At 67.7% G+C, this 19496-nt stretch carries 14 protein-coding genes and 1 pseudogene; 12 read left to right on the forward strand and 3 right to left on the reverse strand.

Annotation, left to right across the window (positions count from 1 at the left end; translation table 11 throughout):
• The first annotated feature begins 93 nt into the window (after nucleotides 1-93).
• From FOC84_RS32910 to FOC84_RS32950, 9 genes are all read left to right on the forward strand, one after another.
• Nucleotides 94-1059 carry a LysR family transcriptional regulator gene (locus FOC84_RS32910; RefSeq protein WP_173149753.1) on the forward strand — a complete coding sequence of 322 codons (966 nt, stop codon included), beginning with the start codon at nucleotides 94-96 and terminating at the stop codon, nucleotides 1057-1059.
• 168 nt (nucleotides 1060-1227) lie between these two features.
• Nucleotides 1228-2409, forward strand: a complete 1182-nt coding sequence (locus FOC84_RS32915; RefSeq protein ID WP_173149755.1) for an ABC transporter substrate-binding protein — start codon at nucleotides 1228-1230, stop codon at nucleotides 2407-2409.
• Nucleotides 2410-2492: 83 nt separating this feature from the next.
• Nucleotides 2493-3350, forward strand: a complete 858-nt coding sequence (locus FOC84_RS32920) for a branched-chain amino acid ABC transporter permease (protein ID WP_173149757.1) — start codon at nucleotides 2493-2495, stop codon at nucleotides 3348-3350.
• Complete coding sequence (locus FOC84_RS32925) at nucleotides 3347-4363, forward strand: branched-chain amino acid ABC transporter permease (RefSeq protein WP_173149759.1); 1017 nt, start codon at nucleotides 3347-3349, stop codon at nucleotides 4361-4363. Before FOC84_RS32920 ends, FOC84_RS32925 begins: the two co-directional genes overlap by 4 nt.
• Nucleotides 4360-5115: an ABC transporter ATP-binding protein gene (locus FOC84_RS32930; protein ID WP_173149761.1), complete on the forward strand. Its 756-nt coding sequence runs from the start codon at nucleotides 4360-4362 to the stop codon at nucleotides 5113-5115. The genes FOC84_RS32925 and FOC84_RS32930 overlap by 4 nt, the downstream gene beginning before the upstream one ends.
• Nucleotides 5112-5819: an ABC transporter ATP-binding protein gene (locus FOC84_RS32935; protein ID WP_173149763.1), complete on the forward strand. Its 708-nt coding sequence runs from the start codon at nucleotides 5112-5114 to the stop codon at nucleotides 5817-5819. Before FOC84_RS32930 ends, FOC84_RS32935 begins: the two co-directional genes overlap by 4 nt.
• On the forward strand, nucleotides 5816-7054 hold the full coding sequence (locus FOC84_RS32940) for a thiolase family protein (RefSeq protein ID WP_173149766.1): 1239 nt from the start codon (nucleotides 5816-5818) through the stop codon (nucleotides 7052-7054). The genes FOC84_RS32935 and FOC84_RS32940 overlap by 4 nt, the downstream gene beginning before the upstream one ends.
• Before the next feature lie 31 nt (nucleotides 7055-7085).
• Complete coding sequence (locus tag FOC84_RS32945; protein WP_173149768.1) at nucleotides 7086-8615, forward strand: AMP-binding protein; 1530 nt, start codon at nucleotides 7086-7088, stop codon at nucleotides 8613-8615.
• Nucleotides 8612-9340, forward strand: coding sequence for a GntR family transcriptional regulator (locus FOC84_RS32950; RefSeq protein ID WP_173149770.1), 729 nt, complete (start codon nucleotides 8612-8614; stop codon nucleotides 9338-9340). Before FOC84_RS32945 ends, FOC84_RS32950 begins: the two co-directional genes overlap by 4 nt.
• A gap of 15 nt (nucleotides 9341-9355) precedes the next feature.
• On the opposite strand, the gene FOC84_RS32955 is transcribed toward FOC84_RS32950, so the two are convergent.
• Entirely contained in the window at nucleotides 9356-10324 is a 969-nt protein-coding gene (locus tag FOC84_RS32955) for a LysR substrate-binding domain-containing protein (RefSeq protein WP_173149772.1), read from the reverse strand.
• A 92-nt stretch (nucleotides 10325-10416) separates the two neighbouring features.
• Between FOC84_RS32955 and cydC the strand changes: the two genes are divergently transcribed.
• Nucleotides 10417-14028 (forward strand): thiol reductant ABC exporter subunit CydC, encoded by a 3612-nt coding sequence (gene cydC, locus FOC84_RS32960; protein WP_173149774.1) that lies wholly within the window; start codon nucleotides 10417-10419, stop codon nucleotides 14026-14028.
• Here the strand turns inward: cydC and FOC84_RS32965 are convergent.
• Entirely contained in the window at nucleotides 14000-16582 is a 2583-nt protein-coding gene (locus FOC84_RS32965; RefSeq protein ID WP_173149776.1) for a penicillin G acylase, read from the reverse strand. The two genes, cydC and FOC84_RS32965, sit on opposite strands and share 29 nt — an antisense overlap.
• A gap of 154 nt (nucleotides 16583-16736) precedes the next feature.
• On the opposite strand from FOC84_RS32965, the gene FOC84_RS32970 reads away from it, so the two are divergent.
• Both FOC84_RS32970 and FOC84_RS32975 read left to right on the forward strand, forming a co-directional pair.
• Complete coding sequence (locus tag FOC84_RS32970; RefSeq protein WP_173149778.1) at nucleotides 16737-17675, forward strand: LysR family transcriptional regulator; 939 nt, start codon at nucleotides 16737-16739, stop codon at nucleotides 17673-17675.
• A 115-nt stretch (nucleotides 17676-17790) separates the two neighbouring features.
• Nucleotides 17791-18481: pseudogene (locus tag FOC84_RS32975) on the forward strand (TetR/AcrR family transcriptional regulator).
• A 32-nt stretch (nucleotides 18482-18513) separates the two neighbouring features.
• Here the strand turns inward: FOC84_RS32975 and FOC84_RS32980 are convergent.
• On the reverse strand, nucleotides 18514-19422 hold the full coding sequence (locus FOC84_RS32980) for a LysR substrate-binding domain-containing protein (protein ID WP_173149782.1): 909 nt from the start codon (nucleotides 19420-19422) through the stop codon (nucleotides 18514-18516).
• Nucleotides 19423-19496 lie beyond the last annotated feature (74 nt).

The raw sequence follows: 19496 nt of genomic DNA on the forward strand, positions 1-19496 counted from the left end.
TGTTTTTGCTTTAAGCGCTGACCCTAGGATAAAGACGCCTCGATTAACTGATAACTGAAATAAAATCACCTAGTGATAACTTTTGGATAAGTCATGAGCGCCTATCCACAGCCCCAAGGCAGTTCCAAACTCCTGAGCCGCCTGCGCCTGAAACAGTTCGAACTGATCAAGGGCGTATCGGAAGGGCTGTCGTTTCGCCAGTTGGCCGACCAGATGGCCCTGTCCCAGCCGGCCATCAGCAAGATGGCTCGGGAGATGGAAGAAACGCTGGGCGCGGCCGTCTTCGAGCGGCGGCGTGACGGCGTGGCCTTGACCGCATTCGGGCAATCGCTGACGCATGACGCCAGACTGATCGTCAACAAGTTGGCGCGACTGGAATCGGAGCTGACGGAACTGCGCCGCAACCCGATCCGTACCCTGCGGGCCGGCGCACCGTCCTACACCGGCATGTCGCTGCTGTCCCGGCCCGTGGCCCTGATCGCGGCGCGGCACCAGCAGGCACACCTGGAAATCATCGACGGCATCGCCGCCAGGCTGTTCGACATGCTGATGGCTGCGGAACTTGATTTCGTCATCGGCAGCCTGCCGGAAAGGAATCTGACGGATGAGGAAGCGGCCTTGCTACATGTCGAAGTGCTCTATCCGGATGAACTGCGTTTTGTCGCGCACCCCGACACGATCCAGGCAGGCAAGCCGGTCCCCATCGAAGACCTGTTGCAGTACTCATGGGTCATGCCTTCGAAAGACTCCCTGGTGCGCAATGCGTTGCGCACCGCCCTGCTCAAGCAAGGGCTGCCCGTGCCCCCGGCAACAGTGGAATCTAGCCCGCCGTTCATCGGCGCGGTGGTGGCTGAACAGCCCGGCTTCGTCGGTGTGCTGCGCTCGGACTCGGCCGCATACCTGGCCCGGCGCCTGAATCTGAGCCTGCTGGATGTGAGCCCCCGCATCCCGCTTCCCCCTGTAGCCCTCGTCCGGCTGCGGGATTCCGAGCCCTCCGGCCTGGCTATCGAAATGTTGGCGCTGGTGCGCGAAAGCGTGCAGACGCTGTTCCGGGACTGACGCCTTTCTCCAAGGCCGCCCCAGCGCCCTACGGCCCTGGGGCGGCTTTTCTTTGCGCCTTCGCCTCGGGTATACCCCAATTTTTCACATCACAATGTCAATCGTAGTATTTCAATTGAGCTACGTAAAACATTACGAGCCATAATGAAAAATACGTGGAGACAAAAAATGAAGACATGGAGTCCCGCCGCCTGCGGCGCGCTGGCGCTGTGCGCCCTATTCACGACGGGTGCGCATGCCGCCGATCCCGACACGTTCAAGATCGGCGGCGTGGTATCGCTGTCGGGCACCTACGGCATCTTTGGCGAAGACATGCGCAAAGGCGTCACCATCGCCATCGAGCAGCGCGGCGGCAAGGTGCTGGGCAAGCCCATCCAGGTCACCTGGGAGGACGACGAAACCAAGCCGCAGCCCGCGGTGCAGAAAACCACCCGCCTGATCTCCGATGGATCGCAGATGATCTTCGGCGCGGTCAGCTCGGCCAGCACGCTGGCCATCATGAACATCGCCAAACAGCGCAAGATTCCCCATCTGGTCACCATGTCGGCCGACGACAAGATCACGGTGCCGGGCGGCTCGCGCTATACCTTCCGCACCTCCAACACGCTGGGCATGGAGCAGCGCATGGCGCTGGCCTACTCCAAGGAACAGAAGCTCAAGCGGGTCTATGGCGTGACCGCCGACTACCAGGCCACGCGCGACAGCTGGGACTGGTACCGGCGCGAGGCCGAGAAAGCCGGCATCGAGATCGTGGGCGCCGACTTCCCGCCGCTGGGCAACCGCGACTACTCGTCCATCGCCGACAAGATCGCGCGCTCCAACGCCGACGGCGTGGCGCTGTTCATGACGGGCTCGGACGCCGTCACCATGGTCAAGCAGGCCGGCCAGATCGAACTGGGCAAGACGCGCAAGATCTTCGGCCCCGTCATCGCCGACGAGACCATGGCGGCCGGCGTCGGCCCCACCGCGGTCGGCGTGCACTCGGGCGTGAGATATCACTTCACTGTCGAGAACGACGCCAACAAGGCCTTCGTCGAGGCCTTCCGCAAGAAATACAACGAGTTCCCCTCGGCCGCCGCGGGCGAAGCCTACGACGGCATGAGCTGGTGGCTGGACGTGGTCGACCAGACCGGTACCTGGGACAAGGAAAAGTGGGTCGAGGCGTTCGCGGCCAGCACGCGCGACAACTCCGTGGAAGGCAAGAAGAGCATGCGCGCCTGCGACCACCAGGCCATGCAGAACGGCCTGTGGGGCGTGGTGGAAGCGGGCAAGCCGCCGCAGCCGGCCTACGTCATGGACATCGTCCAGGTATTTCCGCCGGACCAGGTGTTCGAACCCTGCGCGGGCTGAACCCGCCGCGCCATGCACATGCCGGCCCCTTGCGGGCCGGCTTCCACCCGGCGCGTCCGCGCGCCGCCTGACGGATTTCTGCCATGTCCACCGTGATCATCGGCCTGAGCCTGGGAATGCTGCTGTTCCTGCTGGCGTCCGGCCTTACGCTTATCTTCGGCATGCTGGGCGTCATCAACTTCGCCCATGGCGCGCTATACATGCTGGGCGCCTACCTGGCCTTCGACATCCAGCTGCGCACCGGTTCCTTCGTTGCCGGCCTGGTCGTGGCGACGGTAGGCGTCGGCCTCGTCGGCGTGGCGATGGAACGGCTGGCCCTGCGGCCGCTGTACAGCCGCCCGCACTTCTATCAGCTGATCCTGACCTTCGGCTTCATTCTTGTCATCAGCGAGGCCGTGAAGTTCGTCTGGGGCCTGGGCTACCAGGAAACGCCGATGCCGGCGCTGCTGGCGGGCACGGTCGAGCTGGCCGGCAGCACCATACCCGTCTACCGCCTGTTCGTCATCGTCTTCGGCCTGCTGGTGTCGGCCGCGCTGTTCTTCGTGCTGGAGAAAAGCACCTTCGGCATGCTGGTGCGCGCCGCCAGCAGCGACGGCGAAATGGTGCGCATCCTGGGCCTGCCCGCCGCCACCATCCGCAGCGCGGTGTTCGGCGTGGGCGCGGCGCTCGCCGGCCTGGCCGGCGCCATCTCCGCGCCGCTGTTTCCGATTGAACTGGGCATGGCCACCAACACCATCATCGACTGCTTCATCGTGGTGATCCTGGGCGGGCTGGGCAACATCCGTGGCGTGGTCGCGGCGTCGCTGCTGATCGGCATGGTGCGCGCGGTGGGCTACACCTTCATGCCCAGCTGGGTCGACATCCTGACGTTCGCCATGCTGATCGCCACCCTGCTCACCCGTCCGCAAGGACTGTTCTCCCGCCAAGCGAGGCTGGCATGACGACACCCCGCCAAGACGCCGCCATCGCGGCCGGCATGGCCGCCGCGGTCATCGCGGTGCCCTTCTGCACGCAAAACGATTTCCTGTTGAACCTGAGCATCCTGATCATGGTGTGGTCGATATTCGCCGTGGGTTTCGATCTGGTGTTCGGCTTGCTGGGCATGGTGTCCTTCGGCCACGCCGCCTTCCTGGGCACGGGCGGCTACGCGCTGGCGCTGGCCACCCAGCGCTACGGCCTGCCGTTCGAGGCGGGCCTGGCGCTGGCCATCCTGGCCGGGGCGGCCTGCGCCTGGATCTTCAGCGTGTTCGCGCTGCGGGTCTCGGGGATCTTCTTCGCGCTGGTCACGCTGGCGCTGTCGCAGCTCATGTACATCCTGGCCGACAGCAAGCTGCGCGAATGGACCGGCGGCGCCGACGGCCTGCCCGGCATCGGCCGGCCGGAACTCGCAGGCATCGATTTCTTCGACACCGTGAACTTCTATTGGTACGTGGCCGCCGTGTTCGCCCTGGTCATGGCGCTGATGGCGATGCTGCGCGCCTCGCCGTTCGGCCGCGCGGTCGCGGGCGTGCGCCAGAACGAGATCCGCGCCGCGCAGTTGGGCTACAACGTGCAGCGCCTGAAGCAGGTCACCTTTCTGGTTTCCGGCGCGGTCGGCGGCCTGGCGGGCGGATTGCTGGCCGCGGTGCTGATGTACATGAACCCGCAGATGCTGCACTGGACCACCTCCGGCGACGTCATCATCATGACCCTGCTGGGCGGCGCTGGCACGCTGTGGGGACCGGTGGCCGGCGTGCTGCTGTTCGAAGCGCTGAAGGAATGGCTCAGCGGCTGGACGCCCTACTGGTACGGCATCCTGGGCCTGGTCTTCATCCTGGCCACGCTGTATTTCCCGCAAGGGGTGCTGGGCGCCCTGCAGGCCCGCTGGAGCCGCAAGCGTCCGGCGGCCCCGGCCCCCGCCAGTCCATCCGCGCCCGGCGTGCCGCTGGCCCCGCGCGAAGGGAGCCCGTCATGAGCGACATCGCCCTGCAATGCGAACAGGTCAGCGTCACCTTCGGCGCGCTGCGCGCCATCGAGGATTTCAGCTACGCCTTCGAAACCGGCCGCGTCTACGGCCTGATCGGCCCCAACGGCGCGGGCAAGACCACCTTGCTCAATGTGCTGTCCGGCAATCTGCCGGGACACGGCGGGCGCATCCGGTGCCACGGCGCGGACATCTCGCGCCTGCGCGCCTACGAACGCGCTCGGCACGGCATCGGCCGCAGCTTCCAGATCACCAAGATCTTCCCCGAGATGACGGTGCTGGAGAACCTGCGCATCGCCGCGCAGATCAGCCACTCCCACCTGCTGCCGTTCTGGCTGGCGCCGCGCTATGACCGCCGGTTGGCCGCCACCATCGATGCCATGCTGGAGCTGACCGACCTGACGGCCTGGCGCGACACCGTGGCCGGCACCTTGTCATACGGCTTGCAGCGCGCGCTGGAGCTGGGCCTGACCCTGCTGCCGGACCCGCGCATCCTGCTGCTGGACGAACCGCTGGCCGGCGTCGGCCACCACGAGATCGCCGCCGCCACCCGCCTGATCCGCCATGCCGCCGCCGGCCGCACGGTGCTGCTCATCGAACACAATATGGACGTGATCATGACGCTGTCGGAACACATCGTGGTGCTGTCCAACGGCCGCAAGGTGGCCGAGGGGCCGCCCGACGCCATCCGCGACGACGCCACCGTGCGCGCCGTCTACCTGGGCGAGGAGGTGGCGGCATGATCGAACTGCAACACGCCAGCGTGCACTACGGCCAGGCGCTGGCGCTCAAGAACATCGGCTTGCGCGCGGCCCAGGACGAGATCGTCGCCATCGTGGGGCGCAACGGCGCCGGCAAGTCCACCGTGCTCAAGACGCTGATCGGACTGCTGCCGCTGTCCGCCGGCAACCGCCTGATCGCCGGCCAGGACGCGACGCGCCGCGCCGTCGAACAGATCAGCCGCGACGGCATCGCGCTGGTGCCCGACACGCGCCGCATCTTCCCCAACCTGACCGTGCGGGAGAACCTGCGCATGGGCGCGCTGGCGCACCAGCCTGGCTACTGGACGCAGGACCGGGTGCTGCAGGTCTTCCCGCGGCTGGGCGAACGCATCGGCTTTCATGGCGACCAGTTGTCCGGCGGCGAACAGCAGATGCTGTCGATCGCGCGCGCCCTGCTGGGCAATCCGCGCGTCCTGCTGCTGGACGAGCCGACCGAGGGGCTGGCGCCGCGCATCGTCAACGAACTGATCGACGTGTTCGCCGAAGTCCACCGCCAGGGCACCGGCATCGTGCTGGTCGAGCAGAACCTGAAGGTTCCCGCCCGCCTGGCGCACCGCCAGTGCGTGCTGGACCACGGCGAAATCGCCTGGAGCGGATCGGCCGCGAACGTCGAGGCCGACCGCCACATCATTGAATCCATCCTCACCACGGGCATCCAAGCATGAGCAACGACACCACCTACATCGCGGGCGTGGGCATCACCCGCTTCGACAAGCAGCCCGCCAAAAGCGTCAAGGACCTGGTGCGCGACGCGGTCACGCAGGCGCTGGCCGACGCGGGCTGCGACGCCGCCGATCTGCAGGCGGCCTATTTCGCCACCGCCGGCCAGGGTTCCATCGAAGGCCAATACATGGTGGCCGGCCAGGTTGCGCTGAAAGCCATGGGCATCGCCGGCATACCTGTCACCAACGTGGAGAACGCCTGCGCCAGCTCCAGCACCGCACTGAACGCGGCGCATCTCTACGTGGCATCAGGCGCGGGCGACATCTGCCTGGCCGTGGGCGTGGACAAGCTGTTTTCCGAGGACAAGGCCAAGAGCTTCGCCGTATTCGACGGCGCCTGGGACGTGCATGACGCCCCGGCGCAGATGGCCCGCCTGATGGCGCTGGCGCCCGACGTGACGCCTCCGCCCGGCTTCGAAGAGCCGGGCAAGCGCAGCGTGTTCATGGACATCTACGCCAGCCTGGCGCGGCTGCACATGAAGACCTTCGGCACCACCCAGCGCCAGCTCGCCGCCGTGGCCGCCAAGAACCACATGCATTCCACCTGCAATCCGCTGGCCCAGTTCCAGTACCCCATGACGATAGACGAGGCCCTGGCCGCCCGCCCCGTGTCCTGGCCTCTGACCTTGCCCATGTGCGCGCCCATCAGCGACGGCGCGGCTGCCGCCATCGTCTGCAACGCCCGGGGTCTCAAGCGCCTGCAACGCGCCCGCGCCGTGCGCCTCTACGCCAGCGTGCTGCGCACCGCCACGGACCGCCCCGCCGACCGCTACGACCAACACCTGTGCCACCTGGCCGCGCTGGAAGCCTACGAGCGCGCTGGCGTCGGCCCGCAGGACATGTCGCTGGCGGAGGTCCACGACGCCACCGCGTTCGCCGAGATCCAGCAGACCGAGGCGCTGGGCTTCTGCGCCTTCGGCGAAGGCGGACCGATGGCCGAATCCGGCGCCACCAGCCTGGGCGGCCGCATCCCCATCAACGTGTCCGGCGGCCTGTTGTCGCGCGGCCACCCCATAGGCGCGACCGGCCTGGCGCAAGTCCATGAAATGGTGATCCAGCTGCGCGGCGAAGCCGGCGCCCGCCAGGTCGAAGGCGCGCGCTTCGCCATCGCCGAGAATGGCGGCGGCTTCAACGGCGTGGAAGAGGCGGTGACCTGCATCACCCTGCTCGGCCGCTGACACCACGTCCTCCATCAACCTAGAGACCGCCATGCATCTCAGCTCTCTCTTTCACCGCAGCGCCGCCACTTACGCCAATCAACCCGCCCTGGCCGCAGGCGTCCGCGACCCGCTTACCTACGCCCAGCTCCAGGCCCGGGTGCAAGCGCTGGCCGGCTGGCTGCGCGGCCCCATGGGCTTGCAGGCCGGCGAGCGCGTCATGCTGGCGCTGCCCAACCACCCGGGCTACATCGAATCGATGCTGGCCATCTGGCATGCGGGCCTGTGCGCCGTGCCCGTCAACGCCAAGCTGCATGCCAACGAACTGGACTACATGCTGCGCGACAGCGGCGCCCGCCTCTGCCTGTCGCGCGGCGCGGTGCACGACGCGCTGGCGCCCGTCGTGCGCGAACTGGACGGCGTGCAGCTCGTGGACGTGGATTCCGCCCGCTACGCCAGCGCCGCCATCGGCCCGGCGCTGCCGCTGGAACGGCGCCCGCCGCAGGACCTCGCCTGGCTGTTCTACACCAGCGGCACCACGGGCAAGCCCAAGGGCGTCATGCTCAGCCACGCCAACATGGTGGGCATGTGCCTGAATTTCTACGCCGACGTGCAGTCGGTGCAGCCCGGCGACGCCATCGTCCATGTGGCGCCGCTGTCGCACGGCGCCGGCCTCTACAGCATTCCTTACTGGCTGCATGGCGCCTTGCAGATCATCCCCGACAGCGGCGGCCTGGACGAAGACGAACTGTCCGCCCTGCTGACGCACCATCGCAATGTCAGCCTGTTCGCCTCGCCCACCATCGTGCAGCGCATGGTGCGCCACGCCCGCCAGACCCATGGGCCGCAACCGGGCTTGCGCACCCTGATCGTGGGCGGTGCACCGTTCTATATCGAAGACATCAAGGACGCGGTCGCCTGCTACGGCCCGCGCGTGGCGCAGATCTACGGACAGGGCGAAAGTCCAATGTCGATCTCCGCGCTATCCGCGGCCCAGATCGCCGATGCCGTGGCCAACAACGACGATACGCTGCTGGGATCGGTGGGCTACGTCCAGTCTTCCATGGACGTCGAAATCCGCGAGGCCAGCGGGCGGCCAGCCGCCCCCGGCGAATTGGGCGAAGTCGTCGTCAGCGGCCCGACGGTGATGCACGGCTACTGGAACAATCCGCGCGCCAGCGCCGACACCCTGGCCGGCGGCTGGCTCCATACGGGGGATATCGGCATCCTCGACCAGCGCGGCCTGCTGCACCTGAAGGACCGTTCCAAGGACGTCATCATCAGCGGCGGCACCAATATCTATCCGCGCGAAGTGGAAGAGGCGCTGATGCGCCACGACGCCGTGCAGGAAGTCTCGGTGGTGGGCAGCCCCGATCCCGAATGGGGCGAGTCGGTGCTGGCCTTCGTGGTGCTCAAGCCGGGCGCCCGGGCCACGGACCAGGACCTGGACCGCCTGTGCCTGGAATCCATCGCGCGCTTCAAGCGTCCCAAGCGCTACGTCTTTCTGGAGGAGCTGCCGAAAAACAGCACCGGCAAAGTGTTAAAACGCGAACTCCAACAACGCGCGCTTCCGACTCCATGACCCAGTCCTCTCCCCTCTTTGGCCGCCCGGCTGTCAGCCAGACCGAAAAGGCCTATGGCGCCCTGGAGGAAATGATCGTCACTGGCGAATTGCCGCCCGGCAGCCAGTGGTCGGAAACCACCCTGAGCGAGCGCGTCGGCATCGGCCGCTCGCCGGTGCGCGACGCCCTGCAGAAACTGGCGTTCCAGCGCCTGGTGGAAATCGCGCCGCGCCAGGGCATCTTCATCTCCGAGATCGACTACCAAGGACAGCTGAAGATCATCCAGGCGCGGCGCGAGATCGAACGGCTGATCGTGGCGCAGGCGGCGCAATGGGCCGACGACGGCGAGCGCGCCGAACTGGCGCGCCTGGCCCGCGAACTGGAAGACCTGAAGGCCGTCAACGACATGCGCATGTACATGCGCCTGCATTTCACGCTGACCAGCCAGATCGGCGCTGCCTCGCGCAACAGCTACGCGGCCGAGTTCCACGCCATGCTGCAGACGCTGGCGCGGCGCTTCCTGTACTTCCACCAGAAGCGCCATCCGGACCTGGTGCAGATCTGTGAGCTGCACATCCAGCAGATCAACGCCATCGTCGAAGGCTCGGTGGAACGCGCCATCGCCACGGCGGAGGCGCGCAACGACTACGCCGAAAACCTGGCGCGCAATATCCTGATGGAGCTGATCGTCACGTCGGCGGTCACCATCAGCTCCCCGCCGCGCGGCAGGAGCAGCGCGGACTGAAGCGCGGGCGCGGCCTCAGCGCCCTGAGTCCGCCAGGTTCTGCCAGGCGCCGGTGCTGCGCCCCTCTTCGGCCAGGAACTCCACCAGCGTCGGCAAGGCCGCATCCATGGGCCGGTTGGCCTGCATCCGCATCACGTAGCCCCAGGAGCCCGGCATGCGCAGGTGCGGCACCAGGGGCACCAGCCGGCCGCTGGCGAGTTCCTCGTCGATCAGCGGCGCGCGCCCCAGGGCGATACCGACCCCGGCGGCCGCGGCCGCCGCGACCGTGCTCAGGCCGCTCAGCACCATGGGCTCCTGCCAGTCGGATTCGGCCAGGCCCAGGCGCGGGCTCCAGGTGCGCCAGTCGGTCTCGGGGCTGTCCACGTGCTTTTCCTCCAGCCAGCGATGGCGCAGGAACACGGCGGGATCGCCGCGATCGGCCGGATCGACCAGCGACGGGCTGCAAACTGGCACCACCGTTTCGGTCATGAGCGGGATGTCGCCGGGTTCCGCGATATGCGGCCCCATGGCGCGCACGTGCAGGAACGCCAGGTCAATATCCTGGCTTTTCCAGGCCGGGTCCTGGCTGGCGTGCAGGTACACCTGGATGTCGATGCCGGGATGCAGCTCGATAAAGCGCCCGATGCGCGGGGCCAGCCACATGGCGGCCAGCGAGGGATTGGCGGAAACATTCAGGGTATCGCGCCGTTTGCCGCGGGCCGAGGCCCGCACGTTGCGGCAGGCGGTCTCCAGCAGGGTCAAGGCCTGTTGCACCGACGCCAGCAGGTCCGCGCCCGCCGCCGTGGTTTCGGCGCGGCGCACCGTACCGCCGCGGCGCAGCAGGGCCACCCCCAAGTCCGCTTCCAGCGCCCGCAACTGATGGCTGACGGCGCTCTTGGTGACGTGGAGTTCGGCGGCGGCGCGGCTCAGGCTGCCCAGGCGGGCAACGGCCTCGAAGGCGCGCAGAGCAGCCAGGGGCGGTGTGTGGTTGGGTAGATCGGCCATGGGTCAAGTCTAGCTCAACCCTAGATTGAAAAACTATCGCTTTCGCCGGGGCGCGCGATCAGTGACCATGCCAGCACTGAAAGGAGTTTGCTATGTATTTCGATTCGCGCCTATGGCAGTTGACGGCGGGCCTGCGCGCCGGCATGGCGGGCGGCATTTTCCTGGGCCTGCTGGCCCTGGCCGTCGGCATCGCCCGCTACGTGTTCCTGGGCCAGCTGCTGGCTCGCGTGTTCGACGGCGCACCGTCTCAGGACTGGCTCGCGCCCGCGCTGTGCGCCGCCGCCATGGTGCTGCTGCGCGCCTTCCTGGACCACTGGCGCACCGTGCAGGCCAACCGCTGCGCCGCCACCGTGCAGCACGCGCTGCGCGCCCGGCTCTATGACCGCATCGTGACCCTGGGCCCGGCCTGGTTCGCCAACCAGCGCACGGGCGGCGTGATGCTGACCGTGGTGGACGGGGTCGAGCAGTTGCAGGCTTTCTTCGGCCAGTACCTGCCGCAAGTCGCGATTGCCGCCGCCGCCCCCTTCGCCATCTTCGCCGTGATCGCCTTCTGGGACGTGCCCACCGCGCTGGTGTTCCTGGCGGCCGCGCTGTTCGCGCTGTTCGGACCCATGGCGGTGCACATGCTGGACCGCCGCGCCAGCCTGGCGCGCACCAAGTCGCTGAACGATTTCGGCGAGGACTTCCTGGACGCGGTGCAAGGCCTGCCCACCCTGAAGTCCTATGGCCAGGGCAAGGCCTGGGGCCAGCGGCTGGCCGCCCGCGCCCGCAGCCTGTCGGACAATACCTTCTGGGTGCTGTCGGTCAGCCTCTTGACGCGCGGCATCAGCGACCTGGGCGTGGCCCTGGGCGCGGCGCTGGCGCTGACGCTGGGCGCCTGGCGCGTGGCCCACGGCGACATGAGCGTGGAAGCCCTGCTGATCGTGCTAATGGCCGGCACCGAGATCTTCCGCCCGCTGCGCGACCTGCGTTCGGTGCTGCACCGGGGCATGCTGGGCCAGTCGGCCGCCGCCAGCATCCATGCGCTGACCGACGCACAGCCGCTGACGCCTGCGCCCGCCGCCGGCGGCAAAGCCCCGGGCCGGCTCGCGCCCACCATCGAATTCGACAATGTCGCCTTCTCCTACACGCCCGAGCGCCGCGCCCACCAGGGCTTGAGCTTCCGTATCGCGGCGGGCGAACGCGTCGGCGTGGTCGGCCCCAGCGGCGCCGGCAAGTCCACCATCGTGCGCCTGCTGCTGCGCGAATGCGTGCCCCAGTCCGGCCGCATCCGCATCGGCGGCCATGACGTGAACGAACTGGACACGCAGGCGCTGCTGTCTCACATCGCGCTGGTCAGCCAGGACATCACGCTGTTCCACGGCACCATCGACGACAACCTGCGGCTGGGACGCCCCGACGCCACCCACGAACAGGTGCGCGCCGCTGCCCGCGCCGCGAATATCGACGACTTCATCATGGCGCTGCCCGAGGGCTACGCCACCCGCATCGGCGAGCGCGGCCTGCAGCTGTCCGGCGGCCAGCGCCAGCGCGTGGCCATCGCCCGCGCCCTGCTGCGCGACGCGCCCATCCTGATCCTGGACGAGGCGCTGTCTTCGGTGGATACCGAGAACGAGGCGCTGATCCAGCAGGCGCTGGACCGCCTGATGGCCGGCCGCACAACCTTGATCCTGGCGCACCGCCTGGCCAGCGTCATCGGCGCCGACCGCTGCCTGGTGCTGGACCAGGGCCGGGTCGCGGAGGAAGGGCCGCATGCCGAACTGATGCGGCAAGGCGGCCTGTACTACCGCCTGATGCACGAACAGGCGGCCGCGCACCGCAATCCGTCGGCGGGATCCGCCGCCCCAGCCACCGCCGCCCCCGCGCAGGCCACGAACCGCGACGCCTCCGGCCAGGAATCCGGCGGACAAGGCCCTGCCCTGCGCTCGCTGGACGCGGATGCGGTCCAGGTCGGCTGGCGCGCCACGCTCGGCACCTTGCTTGCGGTGGTGCGGCCGTGGCGCGGCACGCTGACCGCCACGATCCTGTTGGGCGTGGCGCGCGTCGCGGCCTACATCGGCGTAGGCGTGTTCAGCGCGCTGATCGTCGCCGCCATCCGCGACGGCCGCGACTACTCGGCCCTGATCGTCGGCCTGCTGATCGCCGCGCCCCTGGCCGCGCTGTTCCACTGGCTGGAATCCTGGCTGGCGCACGCCATGGCCTACCAACTGCTGGCCGACATGCGGGTCAAGCTCTACGACAAGCTGGAGCGCCTGGCCCCGGCCTACCTGTTGCAGCGCCGCTCCGGCGACCTGGTGGCGCTGGCTACCCAGGACGTGGAAATGGTGGAGTACTTCTACGCCCACACCATCGCCCCGGCCATCGTCTCGGTGCTGGTGCCGCTGTCGGTGCTGGGTTTCCTGGGCGTCTACAGCTGGCCGGTGGCGCTGGCGCTGCTGCCCTTCCTGGCCTATGCGCTGGTGTCGCCGGTGCGCGGACGCCGCAAGGTCGACGCGCTGGGCGACAAGGCGCGCGAGGCGCTGGGCGAAATGAGCGCCCACACCACCGACACCATCCAGGGCCTGGCCGACCTGACCGCCTTCCAGGCCACCGGCCGCCGGCGCGATGAGTTCCTGCGCGTGGCGGACCATTACCGGACACGCCGGCTGGACATCATGGATGACCTGTCCCGGCAGACCGCGGGCTTTGAGATCGCGATGGGTCTGGGCGGCGTGGCCGTGGCGGTCGTAGGCGCGTTGCAGGTATCGGCCGGCGCGCTCTCGGCCGGCATGCTGCCCCTGCTGGTGCTGATCGCCCTGGCCACTTTCCTGCCGGTGTCCGAGATCTCACAGGTCAGCCGGCAACTGGCCGACACCATCGCCGCCACCCGCCGCCTGCACGTGGTCGCCAATGAACCCGAGCCGGTGACCGACGGACCGCTGGCGGCGCCCGTCTCCGTCCACGGCCTGTCGCTGGCCTTCGACCACGTCAGCTTTGCCTATCCGGGCAAAAGCGTGGACACCTTGCGCGACCTGAGCTTCAAGGTTCCGGCCGGCGCCACCGTGGCCGTGGTGGGCGCGTCCGGCGCGGGCAAGAGCACGGTCGCCAGCCTGCTGCTGCGTTTCTGGGATCCACGCGCGGGACAGGTCAAGCTGGATGGCGTGGACCTGCGCCAACTGCAGCTGGACGGCCTGCGCGAACGCGTGGCGCTGGTGACGCAGGACACCTACCTGTTCAACGACACGCTGGAGGGCAATATCCGGCTGGCCCGGCCCGAAGCCAGCCCCGAGGACCTGGCGCGCGCGCTGGAACAGGCGGCGCTGGCGGACTTCGTGCGCGCTCTGCCAGAGGGCCTGGCGACGCGCGTGGGCGAACGCGGCATGCAGCTGTCGGGCGGCCAGCGCCAACGCATCTCGATTGCCCGCGCCTTCCTGAAGAACGCGCCGGTGCTGATCCTGGACGAAGCCACCTCGCACCTGGACACGCTGTCGGAAATGCAGGTGCGCGGCGCGCTGGACGTGCTGATGCGCCACCGCACCACGCTGGTCATCGCGCACCGCCTGTCGACGATACGCGATGCCGACCTGATCCTGGTGCTGGAACGCGGCACGCTGGCGGAGGCCGGCACGCACGACCAGTTGCTCAAGCGGCAAGGAGTCTATGCGCGCCTGGCCAGCCACCAGGGCGGCTACGCCGTCAGTAGCGCAACGTCTCTACCGACTTAGCGTTGGCGCGCACTTCCGCATCCGTGAACCAGACCCGCTTGTTGCCGAAGCCGGTGTACAGGTCGAACTGGTCGCGGGTGTGGGCCGACGGCGTGCCGTCCGGGGCGACGAAACCGCTCTGCCCCGGCGCCACCACGTCCACCGCGCGCACGCCGCGGCCGTCGAACACCGTCATGTTGTTCTCGGTGCCGCGATTCTGCGTGGCCGGGAAGCTCAACACCGCCTTGGCGTCCGCCTGCGGCACGCCCAGGAAGTTCTTGGGCGCGAACACCATGGGCGGCGCGGGTATGCGCCAGCTTGCGGGATCCTGGCCGTAGGCTTTCTGCAACGCCCCCAGCGCATCGTCCAACGCGGCCAGGCTCAGGTCCTGCGGCCGCTGGCCGTTGAAGAAATCGTACTTTTGCGGCACGCCCGCGTCGCGGCCGGCCAGCGCGTTGAACAACACCTTCACCCCCACCGTCAAATTGACCGAACCGGTAGCGGGCGCCGCCTGCGTCGGATAGCCGGTGGCGCTGTACCACTTGAAGAAATCGGCGGGCATCTCGTCGGCCAGCGTGCGCTTGAGCATGGCGCGCAGCCAGGCGTCCATCACGGCAGGCCCCGCGTTGTCGTAGTAGCCCGCCTGCTTTTCGCTGGTGCCCATGCCGTCCCAGGACGCCAGCCCCGCAACCAGCTGCGCCCGCGCATCGTCGGCCGGCAGCCCTTGCACCGCTTGCTGTAGGAACGGCAGGAAATGGCGGCGGTTCACGTCGGCATAACTGGTGGTGCGGATCAAGTCCCACATCTGCTGCGCGCTGACCTTGCCGCCATTGGCCGTCATGGCTTTCAGGCGGGTCTCGATCTCGGCGTAGCGGTCCGCCTGGCCCCACACGATGGCGAACAGGTCGGTGGACGGATAGCCGCGCATCGGTTGGTTGTTCCAGTTGGCGATGAAGCCCTGGCGCGGGTTGTAGACCTGCGGGTTGGTCGAGAACGGCAGCATGCCGTCCCAGTCCATCTCGCCAGTGCCCGGCACGGGCAGGCGCGGATCATGGCCTGGACGGCGCTTGGGATAGAAGCCCGTGTGCGCGTAGCCGATGTTGCCCTTGTCATCGGCGTAATACCAGTTGATGGTCAAGGCGTGGCGCGCGGCCTGCTGCTTCCATTGATCCCAGTTGCGCGACTGCGCCTTGTGGGTCCAGGCCATCAGCGATTGCAGTTCATAGCCTTCCCAGGCCCGCGCCTTGGCATAGGCCACGTGCTGCTTGTCGTCGAACTTGGTGACGATGCCGTGCACCGTGCGGTACACGTCCATCACCACCGGCTGCGCATCCTGGACCTCGATGAGCTCGGTGCGCTTTTCCATCGTCTTCCAGACGCCGTCGTGGAAGTAGCGGGTGCGATCGTTGGGGTCGAGCTTTTCGGCGTAGATGTCCACGTCGTCGCCAAAACCGGCGGTCGAGCCCCAGGTCACGTGCGCATTGTGGCCGAACAGGATGCTGGGATAGGCGAACGGCGTGTTGCCCACCACATCGAAGCCCGCGCCGTGCAGACCGATGCCGTAGGTGTAGGCGGGATTCCACCAGCCGAACTGCGGCCCGTTCAACAGGATGGAACGGGCGTCCTTGGCATGGTCGCGGCCCACGATCCACATATTGCTGGTGGTCGGAAAACCGGCGATGCCCGGTTGCCCGGATTCCGCGAACTGCGCCAGCAGCCGCGCCGGCGCGGCAGCGGGCGCCTCGTCCAGCACGCCGCGCGTCTGCGGATCGCGCGCCACGCGCTCAAGCATGGGCGGCGTGCCGTCGTAGCGCGGCAGCGCATAGGACAGCTTGGCAGGCGGCCTGGCGCCATCGGGCCGGTACACGCCCTCTTCCTCGGGCACGGTGGTGGGGGCGCGGCTGTCGGTCATCCAACGCAGCTGGTTGAAGATCTGCATGGCGCGTTCCTCGCCGTGCTGGTCCTTCAGCGCGGTCAGCAGCGCCAGGTTGTCGATCTCGCTGTTGGCATCGGAAAAACGGTTGGCCATGGTGCCCACGAACACCATCGCCACGTCATAGGCCGTCCAGTCCGCGGGCTGGAAGCGCAAGTCGTTGAATTCCTTGGGCATCAGGCTACCGGGCTCGGCGCGCACCCGCGCGATCCAGGCGTTCATGCCAGCCGCGTAGCCGTCCAGGATCTGGCGCTCGGAGGCCGGCAGCGCGGCCAACTGGCGCTGAATGCGCTCGGGCGAGAAATTGCCGCGGATGGATTTGTCGAACGCCACCATGGGCTGGCCCAGCACCTCGGCCACTCGGCCCTGGGTACTGCGCCGCGCCATCTCCATCTGGAACAACCGGTCCTGCGCCACCGCATAGCCGTAGCCATAGAAAATGCCGTACACGGTGTTGGCGTACACGTGCGGCATGCCATAGCCGTCGCGCCGTATCGTGACCTGGCCGCTGGCCGCGCCCGCCGGGCGCATCGCGGCCTCGGGCTGCTTCTGGGCGTTCTGCTGGACTTCCTGGGCCTGGACTTGAGCGCCCATGGCCGCGCAGGCCGCCAGGATGGCGGCCGACAACAAGTGCTGCTTCATTCGAATCTGTCTCCGTATTTGACGAGCCGCGCCGCGGTGCGAGTCCCGGACGCGGTTTGCGGCGCCTCTCGCGGGCGCCGTCTGCGGACCATGATACGAACAGCCCATCTATAATTCCAATGCATTTATTTCATAGTATTTATGCGATCTGAACATGGATTTTCAGAAACTCAAGCACCTGCTGGCGGTGGTCGAGCACGGCACCTATTCGCGCGCCGCGCAAGCGGTCAACTTGTCGCAACCGGCGCTCAGCCGCAGCATCCAGGCGCTGGAAGCCGAACTGGGCTTGCCCCTGCTGGACCGCGGCACCCGCCGCGTGCGCCTGACGCCCTACGGCGCCTGCGTGGCTGAACGCGCGCGCCGCATGCGCTTCGAGGAAGCGGAGCTGCAGCGCGAACTGAAAACCCTGCACAGCGGCGAATCGGGCACGCTGTCCATCGGGCTGAGCCCGGCGCCCGCATCCCTGTTGCTATCGCCCTTCCTGGCCCATATGGCCGAGCGCCATCCCCAGGTGCGCGTGGGCGTCGAACTGGGCGCCACCGCCGCCTTGCTGGAGATGCTGCGCAACGAACGCATCGACGCCATGGTCTGCGACGCCCGCATGCTGTATGACGCGGCCGACCTGGAAACCCGCCCCTTGCCCCCGCTGCGCGCGGGCCTGGTGTGCCGCAAGGGCCATCCCATCCTCGCCCACAAGCGGCCAGGCATCGAACAGATCCGCCAGTACCCGGTGGCTTCCACCACGCTCAGCCCGGAAGTCTCGCTGCGGCTGGCGGAAACACTGGGGCCGGGCGGCGCGCCAGAACACATGGTCAGCCACCGCTGCGAAAACCTGGACGCGCTGGTGGAGCTGGCGCTGCGCACGGACGCCTTGCTGCTAGGAGTGATCTGCGTCACCCGCCAGCAGCAGGAAGCCGGGCTGCTGGTCGAAGTGCCGATCCCGTCCGATCCGCAGCGCCAGGGGCACTATGCGCTGGCCCGGCTGGCGGGGCGCACGCCCTTGACGGTGCAGGACGCGTTGTACGACTTTACGCGCCAGTGTTGGGACGGCTTTGCGGCGTTCAGGCCGAAAGCCCAGGCCGGGAATTATTGATCCGGGCTGGGTCCAGCCACACCGGCTATCGGCGCGTCGCCCCGGCGGCCAACGCGGCAATCCCGATAGGCGCGCGATACCGCGCGGATGCAGCGTTCATTCCTTACATTAATATATGTACGTTCGTACTTATAGTATCATGGGGAAATGGCACTCGTGCAAGCAAAGAACCTGGCGTGATGAACCCGTTGCCTCCCTCCCCCCCGCCCGATGGCCGCCGGCTGCGCGGCGAGCGCGCGCGTACCCGCGTGCTGGACGAAGCCGTGAAACTTCTCTCCGTCGAAGGACTGGGCGGCCTGACCTTCGGGCAGGTGGCCGAAAGGGCTGCAGTGGGGAAAAGCAATCTCCAGGTTCTGTTCGGCGACAAGGAAAACCTGCAATTGGCAGCCTTGGCCCATGCGATCGCCCTGTACCAGGTCCAGGTGGTTGAACCAGCCCTGCGCAAGCGCACGCCGCTGTCGCGGCTACGCGCCCTGATGAACGGCTGGTTCGACTTCGTGGAGACCCGCCAGCTTCCGGGCGGCTGCGTCATCACTGCGGTAAGCAGCGAATACCGTGCGCGTCCCGGCCCCTTGCGCGACGCCATCCAGCAATACCGCGAGTCGGGCCGCCAGCGCCTTTACGCGCTGATCCGCGAAGCCCGGGCACAGGGGCAAATTGCCGCCGATGCCGACGAGGCGAAACTGGTCACGGAGCTGCTGGCCTACCAGGCATACGCCAACGTTGCCGCATCGATGGACGACAGCGCGGAATTCGGCCGCGCCAAGGCAGCCGTCACGGAATTGCTGGCACAAGCGGCTCGCTGACAACAGCGAACCACGCTCCCCGACAAGACCGCCTACGCTTTTGGCCGGCCTGGCTCTTGCTTCGCCGCCTGCGTGCTCAGCCAGTGCGCCACGGCCTGAACAGGCGCCGACGGCGGCCGGTCGGCGAGCATGGCCAGATGGTAGGTATGCCCGGCTATCACCGGCCCAAAGGGCTGCACGAGATGGCCTGCTTCCAGCTCCTCGGCGATCAAGGCCAAGCTGACCAGCGCCACGCCATGGCCGGCGACGGCCGCCTGTATGGCATGGCCTTCATCGGAAAAGCGCAGCTGGCTGGCCTGCCGCGGCAAGGAACGCTGCGCGACCGCGAACCAGCGCTCCCAGGTCGGATTCTCCGGGTGGGACCACTTCCAGTTGAAACGGATCAATGGCACGCCGGCCAGATCGTCCGGTGACGCAATGCCCAGCCGCGGATTCGCCACGGGCGCGAACCGGTCGGTGAACAGCGGCTGCGCGACGAGGCCCGGATACGGCCCACGGCCATAGCGGACCGCGATGTCCACGGCGGCCGATCGCAGGTCGACCACGTCGTCGCTGGCCTGCAACTGCAAATCAATGCCGGGATGCTGGCTGCGGAAATCCGCCATGCGCGGCACCAGCCATTTCACCGTGAATGCATTGGTCGCGGAGATGGTCACTTGCATCCGCGCGCGCTGCTGCGTCAGGCGCGCCAGCGCCGCTTCGAAAGCGTCGAACCCGTCGCGCAGCACCGGATAGAGCTGCGCGCCCGCCTCAGTCAGCGACACCCTGCGCACGTGGCGGTCGAACAGCGCCAGCCCGGTCTGCGCTTCCAGCGCACGGATCTGGTGGCTGACGGCCGTCGGCGTGACGGCCAATTCCTGGGCAGCGGCCTTGAAACTGCCCAGGCGCGCGGCGGCTTCGAATACGCGCAATCCGGAAAGCGGAAGAGATCGACGTTGCATGATCATAAATGAGATTATCTCACCTTATAGCTGACAAATGAACCTTTGTCAGCATTACTCTGCATCCCTACATT

The sequence above is a fragment of the Achromobacter pestifer genome (genome assembly GCF_013267355.1).
GTDB classification, from domain to species: Bacteria; Pseudomonadota; Gammaproteobacteria; order Burkholderiales; family Burkholderiaceae_B; genus Achromobacter; species Achromobacter pestifer_A.

Coding starts and splice junctions, on each gene's coding strand:
- FOC84_RS32950 (WP_173149770.1), top strand. CDS start 8,612: ATGACCCAGTCCTCTCCCCTCTTTGGCCGCCCGGCTGTCAGCCAGACC.
- FOC84_RS32970 (WP_173149778.1), top strand. CDS start 16,737: ATGGATTTTCAGAAACTCAAGCACCTGCTGGCGGTGGTCGAGCACGGC.
- FOC84_RS32925 (WP_173149759.1), top strand. CDS start 3,347: ATGACGACACCCCGCCAAGACGCCGCCATCGCGGCCGGCATGGCCGCC.
- FOC84_RS32980 (WP_173149782.1), bottom strand. CDS start 19,422: ATGCAACGTCGATCTCTTCCGCTTTCCGGATTGCGCGTATTCGAAGCC.
- cydC (WP_173149774.1), top strand. CDS start 10,417: ATGTATTTCGATTCGCGCCTATGGCAGTTGACGGCGGGCCTGCGCGCC.
- FOC84_RS32940 (WP_173149766.1), top strand. CDS start 5,816: ATGAGCAACGACACCACCTACATCGCGGGCGTGGGCATCACCCGCTTC.
- FOC84_RS32915 (WP_173149755.1), top strand. CDS start 1,228: ATGAAGACATGGAGTCCCGCCGCCTGCGGCGCGCTGGCGCTGTGCGCC.
- FOC84_RS32930 (WP_173149761.1), top strand. CDS start 4,360: ATGAGCGACATCGCCCTGCAATGCGAACAGGTCAGCGTCACCTTCGGC.
- FOC84_RS32920 (WP_173149757.1), top strand. CDS start 2,493: ATGTCCACCGTGATCATCGGCCTGAGCCTGGGAATGCTGCTGTTCCTG.
- FOC84_RS32955 (WP_173149772.1), bottom strand. CDS start 10,324: ATGGCCGATCTACCCAACCACACACCGCCCCTGGCTGCTCTGCGCGCC.
- FOC84_RS32965 (WP_173149776.1), bottom strand. CDS start 16,582: ATGAAGCAGCACTTGTTGTCGGCCGCCATCCTGGCGGCCTGCGCGGCC.
- FOC84_RS32945 (WP_173149768.1), top strand. CDS start 7,086: ATGCATCTCAGCTCTCTCTTTCACCGCAGCGCCGCCACTTACGCCAAT.
- FOC84_RS32910 (WP_173149753.1), top strand. CDS start 94: ATGAGCGCCTATCCACAGCCCCAAGGCAGTTCCAAACTCCTGAGCCGC.
- FOC84_RS32935 (WP_173149763.1), top strand. CDS start 5,112: ATGATCGAACTGCAACACGCCAGCGTGCACTACGGCCAGGCGCTGGCG.